Source organism: Kocuria sp. CPCC 205231 (assembly GCF_040980965.1).
GTDB lineage: Bacteria > Actinomycetota > Actinomycetes > Actinomycetales > Micrococcaceae > Kocuria > Kocuria rosea.
Genome location: NZ_JAVKPP010000004.1, coordinates 204,757 through 219,466, shown reverse-complemented (window position 1 = coordinate 219,466; position 14,710 = coordinate 204,757). Strand labels below are relative to the sequence as shown.

Annotated in this window: 12 protein-coding genes and 1 tRNA gene; 3 read left to right on the top strand and 10 right to left on the bottom strand. The window is 72.0% G+C overall.

Annotation, left to right across the window (positions count from 1 at the left end; translation table 11 throughout):
- Positions 1–120 precede the first annotated feature (120 nt).
- The gene (locus RF640_RS05620) at positions 121–1,323 is read right to left on the bottom strand and encodes a heparan-alpha-glucosaminide N-acetyltransferase domain-containing protein (RefSeq protein WP_368827048.1); all 1,203 of its coding nucleotides are present in this window, start codon (positions 1,321–1,323) and stop codon (positions 121–123) included.
- Positions 1,324–1,643: 320 nt separating this feature from the next.
- Between RF640_RS05620 and RF640_RS05615 the strand changes: the two genes are divergently transcribed.
- Positions 1,644–1,907, top strand: a complete 264-nt coding sequence (locus tag RF640_RS05615) for a hypothetical protein (RefSeq protein ID WP_115162527.1) — start codon at positions 1,644–1,646, stop codon at positions 1,905–1,907.
- Between the two features lie 305 nt (positions 1,908–2,212).
- On the top strand, positions 2,213–2,932 hold the full coding sequence (locus tag RF640_RS05610) for a hypothetical protein (RefSeq protein ID WP_095651362.1): 720 nt from the start codon (positions 2,213–2,215) through the stop codon (positions 2,930–2,932).
- Positions 2,933–3,277: 345 nt separating this feature from the next.
- Here RF640_RS05610 and RF640_RS05605 read toward each other — a convergent pair.
- The 9 genes from RF640_RS05605 to RF640_RS05565 form a co-directional block, all read right to left on the bottom strand.
- Positions 3,278–3,350: transfer RNA gene (locus RF640_RS05605), tRNA-Asn, on the bottom strand.
- A 79-nt stretch (positions 3,351–3,429) separates the two neighbouring features.
- Positions 3,430–5,310: a DNA primase gene (gene dnaG, locus RF640_RS05600; protein ID WP_368827045.1), complete on the bottom strand. Its 1,881-nt coding sequence runs from the start codon at positions 5,308–5,310 to the stop codon at positions 3,430–3,432.
- A gap of 105 nt (positions 5,311–5,415) precedes the next feature.
- Positions 5,416–6,744: an MFS transporter gene (locus RF640_RS05595; RefSeq protein WP_368827043.1), complete on the bottom strand. Its 1,329-nt coding sequence runs from the start codon at positions 6,742–6,744 to the stop codon at positions 5,416–5,418.
- Positions 6,745–6,859: 115 nt separating this feature from the next.
- A complete protein-coding gene (locus RF640_RS05590) occupies positions 6,860–8,191 on the bottom strand; it encodes a deoxyguanosinetriphosphate triphosphohydrolase (protein WP_017834111.1) in 1,332 nt (443 codons plus the stop codon).
- A 30-nt stretch (positions 8,192–8,221) separates the two neighbouring features.
- Positions 8,222–9,400 (bottom strand): tRNA dihydrouridine synthase DusB, encoded by a 1,179-nt coding sequence (gene dusB / locus RF640_RS05585; RefSeq protein ID WP_017834110.1) that lies wholly within the window; start codon positions 9,398–9,400, stop codon positions 8,222–8,224.
- Between the two features lie 79 nt (positions 9,401–9,479).
- Positions 9,480–10,220: a maleylpyruvate isomerase family mycothiol-dependent enzyme gene (locus RF640_RS05580; protein WP_368827040.1), complete on the bottom strand. Its 741-nt coding sequence runs from the start codon at positions 10,218–10,220 to the stop codon at positions 9,480–9,482.
- Positions 10,221–10,244: 24 nt separating this feature from the next.
- Positions 10,245–11,072, bottom strand: a complete 828-nt coding sequence (locus tag RF640_RS05575) for a fumarylacetoacetate hydrolase family protein (RefSeq protein ID WP_095651359.1) — start codon at positions 11,070–11,072, stop codon at positions 10,245–10,247.
- A gap of 116 nt (positions 11,073–11,188) precedes the next feature.
- Positions 11,189–12,289 (bottom strand): cupin domain-containing protein, encoded by a 1,101-nt coding sequence (locus RF640_RS05570; RefSeq protein ID WP_035926377.1) that lies wholly within the window; start codon positions 12,287–12,289, stop codon positions 11,189–11,191.
- 143 nt (positions 12,290–12,432) lie between these two features.
- The gene (locus RF640_RS05565) at positions 12,433–13,236 is read right to left on the bottom strand and encodes an IclR family transcriptional regulator (protein ID WP_031283171.1); all 804 of its coding nucleotides are present in this window, start codon (positions 13,234–13,236) and stop codon (positions 12,433–12,435) included.
- Positions 13,237–13,394: 158 nt separating this feature from the next.
- Between RF640_RS05565 and RF640_RS05560 the strand changes: the two genes are divergently transcribed.
- Positions 13,395–14,702: an MFS transporter gene (locus RF640_RS05560; RefSeq protein WP_368827037.1), complete on the top strand. Its 1,308-nt coding sequence runs from the start codon at positions 13,395–13,397 to the stop codon at positions 14,700–14,702.
- The last annotated feature ends 8 nt before the right edge of the window (positions 14,703–14,710 follow it).

The window sequence follows — 14,710 nt, the reverse complement described above, 5'->3', positions numbered from 1 at the left end:
CTAAGTCCGGCCTGACTAGGGGTTCAATAGCAAATCTTGACAAAGACAAATCATTACGTTCACAAACCGGCTCTGTCACGAGCGCGACCCGTCGGTAGCATCCAGGACCCCCGCCCGGGCCTAGTGGCGCCCCGCCCCGGAGGATCCCAGGAACCGTCGCCGCGCACTCTTCGTCACGGCGCCGAGCGCCCGCTCCAGCGGCCCCTGCCCCATGGTCCGCTGCCACGTCACGGCGAACAGGACCGCCGACACGAGCTGGACGGCGAGCCACAGGTGGGGCCGGTCCTCGTGGACCTCGAACGACAGGACGACCAGGTGCGCGGTGTACAGGGTCAGGGTCATCGAGCCCATCGCCGACAGCGGCAGCAGCCAGGCGCCGACCACGCGGGAGATCAGCAGGAAGGCGCCCAGGACGGCCATGCCCGTGCCGAGGCTGACCGCGATGGCCAGGGGGGTGTTGGTGTGCGGCGCGTCGACGGCGAGCGACCACCAGGTGTCGGTGGGCAGCCAGTCCTCGCCCCAGATCAGGATCTCGTCCAGTTGCCTCGCGTCCCCCGACGAGGAGGCCAGCAGCCGTTCGTAGCCGCCGAGGCCGTGGAGCAGGACGTACGAGGCCGCCTGCGCGCAGACCGACAGACCCAGGCCGACCGCCAGGAGGCGCAGCTGGGTCGCCCTCCTCCGCAGATCGAGCCGGCCGAGCCCCATGCCGGTCAGCAGGTAGGTCAGGTAGGCGAGCGCCGGATAGGTGCCGGTCAGCAGCAGCTGGGCCGCCGTCGCCCCCGGCTCCGTCAGCAGCTCCCCGAACGCGGGGTTGTCGGCGACGGGCTCGGGCAGTACGTCGCGCAGCGACTGCATGAGCACCGGAGCCACGAGCAGGAAGACCGCCGCCGAGCCGAACAGCGGCTTCGGGCCCGCGCGCAGGAAGGGCACGGCCAGGAGGAAGAACACGCCGTAGTAGATGAGGATGTTGTCCGCCGGCAGGTCGTCGGCCAGCAGGGATCCGATGGCCAGTCCCAGCACCGCGATCAGCACCGCCCGCACCACGAGCGCCACACGGTCCGCGCCCAGCTCCCGGCCACCGTGCGGGCGGGGTCCACCGGTGGACAGGGCGAGTCCCACGCCCGCCAGCAGCGCGAACAGCGCCGCCGAGTCCCCGGAGAAGAGGATCTGCGACCAGGTCGGCTCGCCGGTCTCGTCGTCGGAGGACGGCAGGACGTGGACGGACATGAGACCGATGAGCGCCAGACCGCGGGCCGCGTCGACGCCGGTCAGACGTCTCGACGGCTTCCCCGCGGCGCTCCGGCCCCGGTTCGCGGCGGGCACGGCTGTCCTGGCCGACCGACGCATGATTCCTCCCGAAATGTCGGGCCCCGTCCGGAAGCCGCACGGAGGATCCCGTCCGGTGCGTCCAGGATCTCGACTCGCCCGGGACCGCCCTGGACCCAGGGTGCGCCACGGACTTCCGTCCTGGCTAGGAAGAACATAAGGATTCCATAAGACATGCGTGCGGCTCGGAGCGGGACCGACAGCCCGTTTCCCGCCGCTTCCGCCCTGTCGGGCAAAGAGCGGGCATTACTTTCGCGATCGGATGCGAGTCAATGGAAGGGAGCTTGATCCGAGCTCCCGCCGGAAGGACGACCACCATGACCGCCATCCCCCGGGCCCATCCCGCCGAGTCCCTCGTCCGGGCCGGCGTCGTCGGCGCGCTCGCCGCCCGCGGCGTCACCGTCACCTCCGTCGAGATGCTGTTCGACGGCCAGGAGTGGGCCGTGACCGTGTCCCACCACCCGCCCGACATGTCGGAGAGCGACGTGCGGGTAGCGGTCTGGACCGCTGTCCTCAACTACACGGCCGTCTTCGACGTGCCGGCCCCCGCGGAGGGGGTCCGGATCAGCGTCACCGGCTGACGCGCGACGCGCCGGGGCGTCACGGCCATGAGGTTGGCCGCGTCGTGGGTGCGACACCGTCGAGGTGCCCCTGAACGCCACGGACGAGCAGGTCCGGGCCGCAGCCCGCGAGCTCGCCGCCGAGTACGCGCACTGGAGGCAGTGGGTAGCACTCCTAGGCGGTCACCGACCGGCCGGGAGTGATACCGGCGGCGAATGCGCTGGAGAAACCATAGGGCTGTCTCAGCATCACCACAGGGCCAGTCCGTACAAATGGATCATGACCCGGGGCTACCGTATCCGGGTCAGACCCCGAGGAGACCCCCGTGGAGCACGAGCCCCCTGTCGAGCACGACGCGGACGCAGAGGTCGCCGCCGCCCTGGAATCCCGCCATCCGGGACTGCAGTTCCGCCGTGACGAGGACGGGGCGCTGCACCGCTTCAGTGACATCCCGCTCACGGCCACCGGCGTGCTGTCCGGTCGCCCCTTCGTCTTCACCTACCGGGGCGACCTCGCCCGCTTCCGTGTGTGGCCCACCGGCACCCAGACCCCGAGCGTCCATGACCACCGGCCCTCCGGGTTCCCGAAGCTGGAGTCCTCCCGCGGCAAGATCGTCGGCGACCCGCTGTCCAGCTCCCTGACGGCCGACCAGCTCATCGAGGTGCTCGGCGAGATGATCAAGATGGCTCTCACCCATCTGAAGCCGGGCCCCGACTCCCTCCTCCCGGTCACGATCACCATGCCGGGTAGGCTGCTGGAGCCCGAGCAGGTCACCGCGCTGCTGGCGCCGTTCACCGGCCGGGACCTGCCGCCGCAGGAGGCGTTGCTGGACTGCGCAGATCTGAGCAGCTTCTCCCTGGAGGCCCTGGGCCTGCTGGCGGAGCGCACTGCCGACCTGTTCAACATCATCACCCTGGTCGGGGCCAGTACCGAGCTCGCCGAAGCGTTCACCGACGATGCGCAAGCAGAGGCGATACGCCACATGAAGCACGCCCTGATGGCTCGGCGCCGGGCCGAGCGCGAAAGGCGCGAGGGGCGCGGCTGAGACGGGCTGTCAGCACACATGGTCTCCTGACCCGCGCGCGGCCGCCCGACACCAGAGGACTCCCTGATGATCCTCACTCGCCCCCAAGGAGGCGGCCACCGCCCTGGAGGACCGATTCCTTCGCCCTGCTCCTGAAGCACCGGGGCGATCAGTTCCCACAGGCGGTCATCGACCATCCACGACTGCGTCCTCGTCGTCGTGCAGGCACTGTGAACCACTCACACACGAGTGAGCAACGACGGACCGGGTCCTGAGACCAGGTCCCGGTGTCCCCAGGATGCAGCCGTCGTCGGGGACGACGGAGGCCCCCACCGGCGTTTCCACCGGTGGGGGCCTCCTGTGCTGCTCCCCCGACTGGACTCGAACCAGTAACCCTTCGATTAACAGTCGAATGCTCTGCCAATTGAGCTACGGGGGACCGTGCACGCGGACGTGCAACGAGCCATCACTTTACCGTTCCCGCCGGGCTTCGACAAATCCGGTTCCGCCCGGTGGCGTCAGTCCTGACGGAGGCCGCGCCGCTGCATCTCCAGCTCCAGCAGCTCCCGCTGGAGCTCCTGGTAGCGCTCGCGCTGCCCGGTGGGATCCGTGCGCTGGAGCTCCGCCAGCCGGTCCGACTTCCGCCGGTTGATCTGCAGCTCGAAGAGGCGGTTGAGGATGTCCGCGGTGTAGCGCTCCAGCTGCTGCTGCGTGGTGGCCGGCAGCGGGGTCACGGCGAGCTCGGCGAGGTAGCCGTGCAGCGGCTCCGGGAGGTGTCCGCGCACCCCGTCCACCCAGGCCTGCCCGCTCGGCACGGCGGACCCGTCGCCGAGGAGCTCGGCGCGCGCGGCGAGCACGGCGTCGTGCACGGCCCCGTGCACGGGGTAGCGGAAGGCGCTGAGCCCGAACTCCTCCCAGTGCCGCGCGAGCATCAGGTCCGGGCACTGGATGACGGTCTCGAGGGCCTCGCGCTCCATCCGGGCCACGGGCTCGCGCGGGTCGGGCAGCTCGACCGGGGCCGGCCCGGACGCCTCCGGCTCCGCCGGCCGGTGCGGCGCGGGGGCTTCCTCCCGCTGGGCGCGGCCGGCGGCGTCGACGGCCCGCTGGACCTCCGCCGGCTCGAGCCCGAGCCAGCCCGCGAGCTGCCGCGCGTAGGCGGGGCGCAGGGAGCGGTCGCGGATCCGCGCCACGATGGGCGCGCAGGCGCGCATCGCCCGGATGCGGCCCTCGATGGTGTCCAGGTCGAAGTTCTTCAGCGTCGCCCGGATCGCGAACTCGAACAGGGGGCGGCGGTTCTCCACGAGCTCGGCCACGGCGGCGTCCCCGCGGGCGAGCCGGAGGTCGCACGGGTCCATGCCGTGGGGCTCGACCGCCACGTAGGTCTGCGCCACGAACTTCTGGTCCTCCTCGAACGCGCGCAGGGCGGCCTTCTGCCCGGCGGCGTCGCCGTCGAAGGTGAAGACCACCTCTCCCCCGCCGCCGTCGTCGGAGAGGAACCGCCGGACGATCTTGATGTGCTCGGCCCCGAAGGCGGTGCCGCACGTGGCCACCGCAGTGGTCACGCCCGCGAGGTGGCAGGCCATGACGTCGGTGTACCCCTCGACGACGACGAGGCGCCGCTGCCTGGCGATCTCCCGCTTCGCGAGGTCGATGCCGTAGAGCACCTGGGACTTCTTGTACAGGGCGGTCTCGGGGGTGTTGAGGTACTTCGGGCCCGGGTCGTCGTCGTGGAGCTTCCGGGCGCCGAAGCCGATGACCTCGCCGGCGACCGCGCGGATGGGCCAGACGAGCCGGCCGCGGAACCGGTCGTAGAGCCCGCGGTTGCCCTCGGAGAACATCCCGGTGAGCTTGAGCTCCTGGTCCGTGAAGCCGCGCTCCCGCAGGTGCTTGAGGAGGTGGTCCCAGCCGCGGGGCGCGTAGCCCACGCCGTAGCGCCGGGCGGCCTCGCCGTCGAAGCCCCGCTCGCCCAGGAACTGCTGGGCGGGGGCGGCCTGGCGGGTGTAGAGGTTGCGCTGGAAGAACTCCGCGGCGACCTTGTGCGCGTCCAGCAGGCGCTGGCGGCGGCCGACCTCCTCCTTGTTCGGCCCGGAGCCCTGCTCGTAGTGCAGCTCGTAGCCCACCCGGGCCGCGAGCTTCTCCACGGTCTCGGAGAAGGTGGTGTGGTCCATCGTCATGAGGAACGAGATGACGTCCCCGGACTCGTCGCAGCCGAAGCAGTGGTAGGTGCCCATCTGCGGGCGCACGTGGAAGGACGGGGTGCGCTCGTCGTGGAACGGGCAGAGCCCCTTCCAGGAGCCGATGCCGGCGCTCTTGAGGGTGACGTAGCCGTCGACGATCTCCTTGATGTCGGTGCGCGCCCGCACCTCGTCGATGTCCTCGCGTCTGATCAGTCCTGCCACACCGCCAGTCTAGGCGCGCGGCCGGACGGCGGAGGGCCGCCCCGGGCCGCGCGGTGGATCACCGTGCGGCCCGGGGCGACCCGTGGAGCGGGATCCGTCGGCGGCTCAGCGGGAGCGTTCCCGCAGGTCCTGCCGAGTCCGGGTACCGGTCAGGGCGAGGCCGCCCAGGGCGCCCACCGCGGCGAAGGCGAAGAAGCCCCACGGGTAGGCCAGGCCCGCCGTCAGCAGGGTGCCCCCGATGATCGGGCCCGAGATCGCCCCGAGCCGGCCGACCCCGGCGGACATGCCCAGCGCCGTGGCGCGCACGCGCGGCGGGTGATTGGCGGCGGTGAACGCGTAGACGAGCACCTGGGAGGAGAACACGAAGCAGCCGGTGACGAAGACCATGGCGTAGATCCCGAGCAGCGGCAGCTTGATCGCCAGGGCCGCGAGCAGCGCGGCCGAGCCGAGGAACCAGATGATGCCCGCTGCGCGCGGGGTGATCCGGTCGGCCACCCGGCCGGCGACCGCCAGCCCCGCGATGGCGCCCACGTTGAGGATCAGCAGGAAGCCGAGGGAGTTGCCGAGGTCGTAGTCGGCCGCCCGCATGATCTGCGGCAGCCAGGTGTTGAGCCCGTAGACGAGCAGCAGGCCCATGAAGGAGGCGACCCAGATGGCGATCGAGTTCCGGCGCCAGCCGGTGGAGAGCAGCATGGTGGCGCCGGCCTTCTCGGCCTGCTCCTCGGCGGTGTGGTGCTCGAGGTGCACGCCGTAGTGCTCGGCCACGGCGCGGGCCTCGGCCATCCGCCCCTTGGACGCGAGGAACGAGGGGGACTCGGGGAGGAACACGAGCATGAGAGGCACGAGGACGAGCGCCGGCAGGGAGCCCAGGACGAACATCTCCTGCCAGCCGAACTGGACGACGACGACGATGGCGAGCGCCGCGGTGAGCACCGCGCCCACGTGGTAGCCGGTCATCACCAGGGTCGTGGCGTTGGCGCCCCGGCCGAGGCGGGCGAACTCGGTGACCATCGCGATGGCGGTGGGCAGGCAGCCGCCGAGGCCCAGGCCGGCGAGGAAGCGCAGCAGGCCGAAGACGAACACGCTCGGGGAGAACGCCGCGGCGAAGGTCAGCAGGGAGAACATGACCACGGCGCCGATGAGCATCTTGCGGCGGCCGAGCCGGTCGGTGAGGTAGCCCATGGTCAGCGCGCCGATCATCATGCCCACGAGGCCGACGGTGGCCACGGCGGTGCCCTGCGCGGTGGTCATCCCGAGCTCGTTGTTCTCGAGCATGGACGGCAGCACCGCGCCCAGGACCACGGCGTCGAAGCCGTCCAGCAGCACCGCGATCCAGCACAGCGGCGCCACCCACGCCCGGGAGCGGAGGACGGGCCGGGCGCCCGGGGAGGAGGGGGACGCGGCCTGCGGGGCGGGTCCGGTGGAGTTTTCCATGACGATCAGACCTTTGTGAGGAGGAGCACAAACGCGCCGAGTCTAGGGAGCGGCGCCGCGTGCGACCCAGCGCACAGTCATTGAACGGGATCGGCCGCCGCTCCGGTGGGACGGCTCACCAGAGCGGCTTGTCCCCCACCCGCCAGTGGGTGCCGCGGATCCGGTCGTGCAGGGACACGGCGGACAGGTCGGTGAGGGACGCGATCTGGTCCACCACGAGGCGCAGGCGGGCGGCCTCCGTGCCCGGCCCGTCGCCGAGGTCGTGCCAGTCGGCGGTGAAGGCGGGCGAGAGGAAACGGCCGTCGGAGTCCATCAGCGCCCCCACCAGGATCGAGAGCACCTCCTGCTGGTTGTCGTAGATCGGCTGGGCGTCGCGCACCGTGATGACGTAGGTCGTGGCGATGCCCTTGAGCACGCCGATCTCCTCCGTGGTCCCCTCCGGCACCACGAGCTGGGCGTCGTAGCGGGTCAGCGGGTCCTCGCCGTAGATGTCCCGGGTGGCGCCGACCGCGGACATCGCGAAGCGGCCGATGAGCTGGCTCGTCATGTTCTTCAGCCGGGCGAGGTCCTTGCGGGACCCGTCCATCTCCCGGACCCACAGGGACGAGTCCTCGAGGCGGGTCAGGGCGGCGTCGAGGGACTCCGGCGCGGCCTCGGGCAGGTACCAGCGCCGGGTGAGCTCGAGCACCCGGTCCCGCTGGGTGGTGTCGGCGAGCCAGCCCAGCTGCACGAGCCCGGAGGCGATCGCGTCCTCGACGTCGTGCACGGAGTAGGAGATGTCGTCCGAGAGATCCATGACCTGGGCCTCGAGGCACTTGGTGCGCGCCGGGGCGCCGTCGCGCAACCACGCGAACACCGGCAGGTCGTCCGTGTAGACCCCGAACTTCGGGGACCTGGTCCCGTCCGGGCGCAGCGGCGCCTCGTGGGCCTCCCAGGGGTACTTGCACACGGCGTCCAGCACGGCGCGGGTGAGGTTCAGGCCGGCGGGCCGCCCGTCGTCGTCGAGCACCTTGGGCTCGAGCCGGGTCAGCAGGCGCAGGGTCTGCGCGTTGCCCTCGAAGCCGCCGATGTGCTGGGTCAGCCGGTGCAGGGCCGCTTCCCCGTTGTGCCCGAACGGCGGGTGCCCGAGGTCGTGGGAGAGGCAGGCGGCGTCGACGACGTCGGGGTCGCAGCCGAGCATCCGGCCCAGCTCCCGGCCGATCTGGGCGACCTCGAGGGAGTGGGTCAGGCGGTTGCGCACGAAGTCGTCGGTGTCCGGGGAGACGACCTGGGTCTTGGCCGCCAGCCGCCGCAGCCCCGAGGAGTGCAGGATCCGGGCGCGGTCCCGCTCGAAGTCGGAGCGGTACTTGTTGTGGTGGTCCTCCGCCACCCAGCGCGCGACGTCGCGGGCCTCGTAGCCCGGGGCGGGCGCGCCGGTGCGGTCGATCTCGATGGACGTGTGGGGCATGCCCGGTCCTTTCCGTGTGGTGGGGACGGCTCAGCCGCCGGAGACGTCGAGCTCCGCCGCGACCAGCCCCAGCCGCTCGGCGTCCCCCAGCTCGCGGGAGCCCAGCCAGCCGTCCGGCAGGTGCGGCTTCTTCGGGGAGCCGGCGCGGCCGCGCGGGCCCTCGACCGCCTCGCCCGGGTAGCCGAGGGACAGGTCGAGCTCGTCCAGCAGCTCGCGCAGGGTCGCGAGATCCGGCACCTGGGCCATCCTGGCGCGCAGCTCACCGCCCACCGGGTAGCCCTTGAAGTACCACGCGACGTGCTTGCGGATGTCGCGCAGCCCCTTGGCCTCGTCGCCGAACATCTCCACGAGCAGCTCGGCGTGGCGGTAGATCGTGCGGGCGACCTGGTCCACCCCGGGGCGGAAGCGGTCGGGGCGGCCCTCGAAGGCGGCCTGCAGGTCCCCGAAGAGCCAGGGCCGGCCCTGGCAGCCGCGGCCGACGACCACGCCGTCCACGCCGGTCTGCTCGACCATGCGCACGGCGTCCTCGGCGCTCCAGATGTCCCCGTTGCCGAGCACGGGCACGTCCGGCAGGGCCTCGCGCAGCTGCGCGATGGCGTCCCAGTCCGCGGTCCCCGAGTAGTGCTGCTCGAGGGTGCGCCCGTGCAGGGCCACGGCCGCGACGCCGCTGTCGCGGGCGATCCGGCCGGCTTCGAGGAAGGTGAGGTGGCCGTCGTCGATGCCCTTGCGCATCTTGACCGTCACGGGGACGTTCCCGCGGGAGGCCTCCTGGACGGCGGTGCGCACGATCGCGGTGAACAGGTCGGTCTTCCAGGGCAGGGCGGAGCCGCCGCCGCGCTTGGTGACCTTGGGGACGGGGCAGCCGAAGTTCAGGTCGATGTGGTCGGCCCGGTCCTCCTCGACGACCATCCGCACGGCCTGCCCGACGTGGACGGCGTCCACGCCGTAGATCTGGATGGAGCGGGGCGTCTCGTCCGGGTCGTGGTCGATGATCCGCATCGACTCGGGCCGGCGTTCCACGAGGGCGCGGGCCGTGACCATCTCGGTGACGTACAGGCCGCCGCCGTACTCGCGGCACAGCCGGCGGAACGCCTTGTTGGTGACTCCGGCCATCGGCGCCAGCACCACGGGGACGTCGATCGTGAGCGCGCCCAGGTGCAGGGGCGGCAGGTCGAGCCGGGCGGGGTGGTTCTCGGTACGGGTGTCCATCACCGGGGAATTCTCTCACGGACGGCAGCGGCGCAGAGCCCCGGGGTGCTCCCCGGGGCCCTGCGCCGGCCGGCGCGGGTCAGATCCAGCGCGGGTTCGCCACGTCGGCGCCGGCCTCGAGGCGGGCCCCGCCGCGCCCGGAGGCCCACTGCGCGACCGCGGCCAGGTCCCCGCGCACCAGGATCCCCGCGTCCTGGCCGGCGCCGGCCCCGAGCTCACCGAGCTCCGGGGCGTCGGAGACCTGGATCCGCAGCCCGGGGTCCTTGTCCTGTCCCGCCCAGTTGCCGGTCACGTCCTTCAGCAGCCGGGTCAGGACCTCGGCCGGGACGTCCGAGAAGCGGGCCCCGTTGTCGAGGTCGACCGCGTGGATCCAGACCTCGCGGTTGCGCATCCAGACGGTCTCCGTGGCCGGCACGGTCCTGCCCTGGGCGGTCCGCACCTCGTGGCCCCACGCCGCCTCCGGGGTGTCCCGCCACTCGACGTTCAGGGACACCGAGGCGTGGTCGTTCAGGTGGCGCAGCGCCCGGGACGGCAGGGTCGCCCCGTAGGCGATCTCCTGGTTGCGGGCCTGAGGGGAGGAGTACATCGGGGTCTCCACCCCGGTGTTGGCCCACTGCACGAGCCGGGTCAGGGCGCGGGCGTTGTAGCCGACGTGGGCGATGACGTGCCGGCGGGACCAGCCGGGCAGCAGCGAGGGTCCGTCGAGCTCGTCGTCCGTGAGCTCGTTGACCTTGCGGGACCAGAACGCCGTGCCGCGGCGCACCAGCAGCAGCTGGGCCTTGAGGTCCTCGTCGGTGGTGAGGTCCTGACGGGCGACCATGGCTGACTCCTCTCGTGCCCGCGCTCAGGCGGGGTCGACGATCTTGTTGGTGAGCACGCCCAGACCGTCGATCTCGACCTCCACCACGTCGCCGGACTTCAGGAAGACCTGCGGGTTGCGGGCCCGGCCCACCCCGCCGGGGGTGCCGGTGAGGATGATGTCCCCGGGGTTCAGCGGCAGCATCGTGGAGAAGTAGGCCACGAGGTGCTCCGGGGTGAACAGTAGGTCCCCGATCGAGTGCTCCTGCATGGTCTCGCCGTTGACCCGGGTGTGCAGGACGGCCTGCTTCGGGTCGAACTCGTCGGCGGTGACCATGACGGGGCCCACCGGGGTGGACTTCGCCCAGATCTTGCCCTGCAGCCACTCCTTGGTGCGGAACTGCCACTCGCGCATGGAGATGTCGTTGGCGGCGGCGTACCCGGCGATGTACTGACCGGCGTCGGCCTCGTCCACCTTGTACGCGCGCTTGCCGACGACGACGACGAGCTCGCCCTCCCAGTCCAGCTGGGGGTCCTCGGCGACGGCCTCGATGTCGTCGTTCGGGCCGGTGAGGGTCTCGGTGAACTTGGCGAAGATCGTGGGGTAGGACGGCAGGTCGCGGCCCATCTCCTGGATGTGGCTCTTGTAGTTGAGCCCCACGCACAGGACCTTGCCGGGGTCGGCGACGATCGTCTCGAGCTCGGCGCCGGCGGCCGGGTGCGTCGGCCCGGAGGCGTCGGCGGCGATCTGCTGCCAGTTCTCCTCCGCGAGCAGGGCGCCGAGGTCGGGGCAGCCCTCGATCTCGGTGAACACCTCGCCGTCGAGGCGGGCGGCCGTGGTGGTCCCGTTGGTGCGCAGGGTTGCAAGCTTCATCGGTCCGTGTCTCCTGGGTCGGGATGTGGGGGTCGGTGTGCGGCGGCGCCCGGCGGGGCGCCACGGACGTGGTCCGGCGCGCGGGGCGGTCCGCTCCGCGCGCCGGAGGTGCGGTGCTACTTCTCCTCGCCCTCCACGAAGGTGCGGTTGAAGTTCAGCTTCTCGACGATCGGCTGGTCGCCGAACTTGAACAGGTCGAACCCGGTCTCTGCCTGGATCTGCCAGGCTGTCCAGGACGGGACGACCACCAGGTCGCCCTTCTCCACGACCCGGACCTCGCCGTCGAGCACGAACTGGCCGCGGCCCTCGAAGACCTGGTAGACGCTGGAGCCGACCTCCCGCGTCGTGCGGGTCTCGGTGCCGGGGCGGAAGCGGTGGAACTCGGCCCGGATGGTGGGCATGACGTCCCCGCCGGTGGTGGGGTTCACGAAGCGCACGGCGGCGTGCCCCTGCTCCACGGTGGCGGGGTAGCCCTCGTCCTCGATCGCCAGCTGCTCGGTGAGCGCCCGGTCGGTGTGCTCCCACCGGTAGGCCCCGATCGGGGAGGACACGGTGTTGCCCAGACCCGACAGGGGCCGCAGGCCCGGGTGGCACCACAGCCGCTCGCCGCGGGAGAACTCCGGGGTGGACTCGTCGGTCACCCGGTCGATGCCGAACTCGAAGAACGCGGTGTCGGTGTAGTGCACGAACGGGATGTCGAGGCCGTCGATCCACGCCATGGGCGCATCGAGCTCGTTGTGGTGGCCGTGGAAGTTCCAGCCCGGGGTGAGCAGGAAGTCCCCGCGGGACATCCGCACCGGGTCGCCGTTGACCACGGTCCACACGCCCTCGCCCTCGACCACGAAGCGGAAGGCGTTCTGGGAGTGCCGGTGCTCGGGCGCCACCTCGTGGCCGCCGAGGTACTGGATGGCGCACCACAGGGTGGGGGTGGCGTACGGGCGCCCGCCCAGACCAGGGTTGGCCAGCGCGATGGCCCTGCGCTCCCCGCCGCGGCCCACGGGCACCAGGTCCCCGGCCCGCTCGGCCAGCGGCAGCAGGTTCTTCCACTCCCACACGAACGGGACGGCCGCCGAGGCCGGGGCCTCCGGCATGAGGTTGCCGATCTCCGTCCACAGCGGGACCATGTGGCCCGACTCGAAGTCCTGGTAGAGGGCGTCGAGCTGGGCCTGCTCCTGAGGCGTGGGGGCCGGGACCGTCATCTGGTTGTCGTGACTCATGGTGAGCTCCTCGGTGCTCGCGGGTCGCGGGGCGGACCACCCTGCGCTGTGATGTGAGTTACTGGCCACGCTAGGGCAGGCACCGGCGGGACCGGCAATGAATTCTGCTGGATGGAAACTTCCTCCGGTGCTCCACGGCCGCTTCACCGGGGCCGGCCGGACTCGATCTCCGCGGCGATCTCGCCCTCGATCTCCCGGCACACCTCCCGCAGCGCCCGGATCACCGCCCGGTCCTCGATCACGCCGGCCCGCTGCACGGGCACGGACACCGACAGGGCGGCCAGGGGGCGCCCCTCGGGATCGCGCACGGCGCAGGCCACGGCGGAGACGCCGCGCTCGGCCTCCTCGCGGTTGAAGGCCAGTCCCACGGAGCGGATCATCGCCAGGGACCGGACGAAGGAGCCGAAGGCGGCCTCGTCCAGGTACTCCCCCACGGTCCGGGCCGAGCCCGTGCGGAACAGCCGCGCGAGGTCCTCCTCGGAGAGGTAGGACAGGAGGAGCTTGCCCGCGGAGGTGGCGGCCGCCGGGAGGACGGCGCCGCGCCGGTCGCCGACCTTGAGCAGCCCCGCCCCCTCCACGGAGCTGAGGAAGCGGACCGTGGTGCCGACCCTGACCATGAGGTTCGTGGTCTCGTGGGTCCGTTCGCTGAGCAGCTCCAGGTAGGGCTGCACGAGAGCGCGCAGCCGGCTGTGCGAGCCGGACTCGGGGACCGAGACGCCGAGCCCCGGCCCCGCGAGGTAGCGGCGGGAGTCGTCCTGGACGGCGAAGCCGCGGTAGACGAGCATCGACAGGAGGCGGTGCGCGGTGGAGGGGGCGACGCCCAGCTCCTGCGCCACGTCCTTGAGCCGCACCCCGCCGGAGTCGCGCAGCATCTGGAGCAGGCGCAGGACGTTGTCCACGGACTGCAGGGAGTAGGCCGGCTTCCGCTCCAGGTCCTGGTTCTGCACGGGCCCAGTCTAGGCGCCCGCCGCACCCCGATGGAGATCCACGGCACACCGTTTGTTCCATCCAGCAGAATAAGTTTCGGGGCGTGCCGGTCACGGGCACATCCTGGTGTGACGCGCCGCACGCCGGTGGCGCCCCTCACCTGTGAAACGGAGTCCCGATGTCCGCAACGGCTCTTGCCGCCGCCGCCCCGCCCGCCCCGGTGGGCCGGCGCGCCCGATGGATCGCCGTGCTGGTCTGCTGGCTGCTCATCGTCTTCGACGGCTACGACCTCATCGTCTTCGGCACGGTCAAGCCCTCCCTCATGGAGGAGTGGGGGATATCCCAGGCGACCGCCGGCACGGTGGGCTCCTCGGCGTTCCTCGGCATGATGATCGGGGCGGTCTTCGCCGGGCGGCTCTCCGACGGGCTGGGCCGGAAGAAGACGGTCGTCTGGTGCACGGTGGTGTTCTCCCTGGCGACCGTGGCGTGCGCCGTGGCCCCCGACGAGTGGGTCTTCGCGCTGCTGCGCCTCGTGGCGGGGCTCGGCCTGGGCGGTCTCGTGCCCTCGGCCAACGCCCTCGCCGCGGACTTCATCCCGCCCCGGTGGCGCTCGGCCATGGCCACGCTCATGATGTCCGGCGTGCCGATCGGCGGCTCGCTCGCCGCCCTGACCGGCATCCCCGTGATCCCGGCGGACTGGCTCGGCTGGGAGGGCTGGCGGTGGATGTTCGTCTTCCCCGTCCTGGCCCTCGTCGTGCTCGTGCCCGTGGCCCTGAAGGTGATCCCCGCCGACCCCGGCCCGGAGCAGCGGGCCGCCGCGGCCGCCGCGCAGGTGCACGGGCCCGGCTTCGGGTCCCTGCTCCGCCCGCCCCACCTGACCATGAGCATCCTGTTCGCCGCCGCCACCCTCGCGACCCTCTTCGCCTGGTACGGGCTGGGCACCGAGCTGCCGAACCTCATGCGGCTGCAGGGCGCGCAGATCGGCGGGGCCCTGACGTTCGCGCTCGTCCTCAATCTCGGCGCGGTGCTGGGCTCCGTGCTCACGGCCTGGGCCGGGGACCGGTTCGGTCCGGTGCTCACCGGCGCCGTCGCCTCGGGCGCCGCCGCGGCCGGGCTGCTCGTGATCATGGTCGTCGGCGACGAGCCGGTCTGGCTGATCTACCTGATGCTCGTGCTCGCCGGTGTCGGCACGCACGGCACGCAGTCCCTGATCATCGGCGCCATCACCCTGTACTACCCGGACAGCCTCCGCGGCACCGCGCTCGGCTGGGCCCTGGGCGTGGGGCGCATCGGCGCCGTCCTCGCCCCGCAGACGGCGGGGCTCGTGCTCGGCGCCTACGCCGACCCCGCCGACGGCGTCCACCCCGTGTTCCTGCTCTTCGCGGGTGCGGCGGCCGTCGCCACGGTCCTGCAGTTCGCCCTCCTGCCCGTCATCACCAAGGCCCGCCAGGCGCCCCGGGTCGTACGGACCCAGCCGGTTGCCTGACAACGTCC

Bases quoted from the DNA above. Each gene is read 5' to 3' on its own strand.
- RF640_RS05570 (WP_035926377.1), bottom strand. From the start codon at position 12,289: ATGAGTCACGACAACCAGATGACGGTCCCGGCCCCCACGCCTCAGGAG.
- RF640_RS05560 (WP_368827037.1), top strand. From the start codon at position 13,395: ATGTCCGCAACGGCTCTTGCCGCCGCCGCCCCGCCCGCCCCGGTGGGC.
- RF640_RS05575 (WP_095651359.1), bottom strand. From the start codon at position 11,072: ATGAAGCTTGCAACCCTGCGCACCAACGGGACCACCACGGCCGCCCGC.
- dusB (WP_017834110.1), bottom strand. From the start codon at position 9,400: ATGGACACCCGTACCGAGAACCACCCCGCCCGGCTCGACCTGCCGCCC.
- RF640_RS05590 (WP_017834111.1), bottom strand. From the start codon at position 8,191: ATGCCCCACACGTCCATCGAGATCGACCGCACCGGCGCGCCCGCCCCG.
- RF640_RS05615 (WP_115162527.1), top strand. From the start codon at position 1,644: ATGACCGCCATCCCCCGGGCCCATCCCGCCGAGTCCCTCGTCCGGGCC.
- RF640_RS05580 (WP_368827040.1), bottom strand. From the start codon at position 10,220: ATGGTCGCCCGTCAGGACCTCACCACCGACGAGGACCTCAAGGCCCAG.
- RF640_RS05595 (WP_368827043.1), bottom strand. From the start codon at position 6,744: ATGGAAAACTCCACCGGACCCGCCCCGCAGGCCGCGTCCCCCTCCTCC.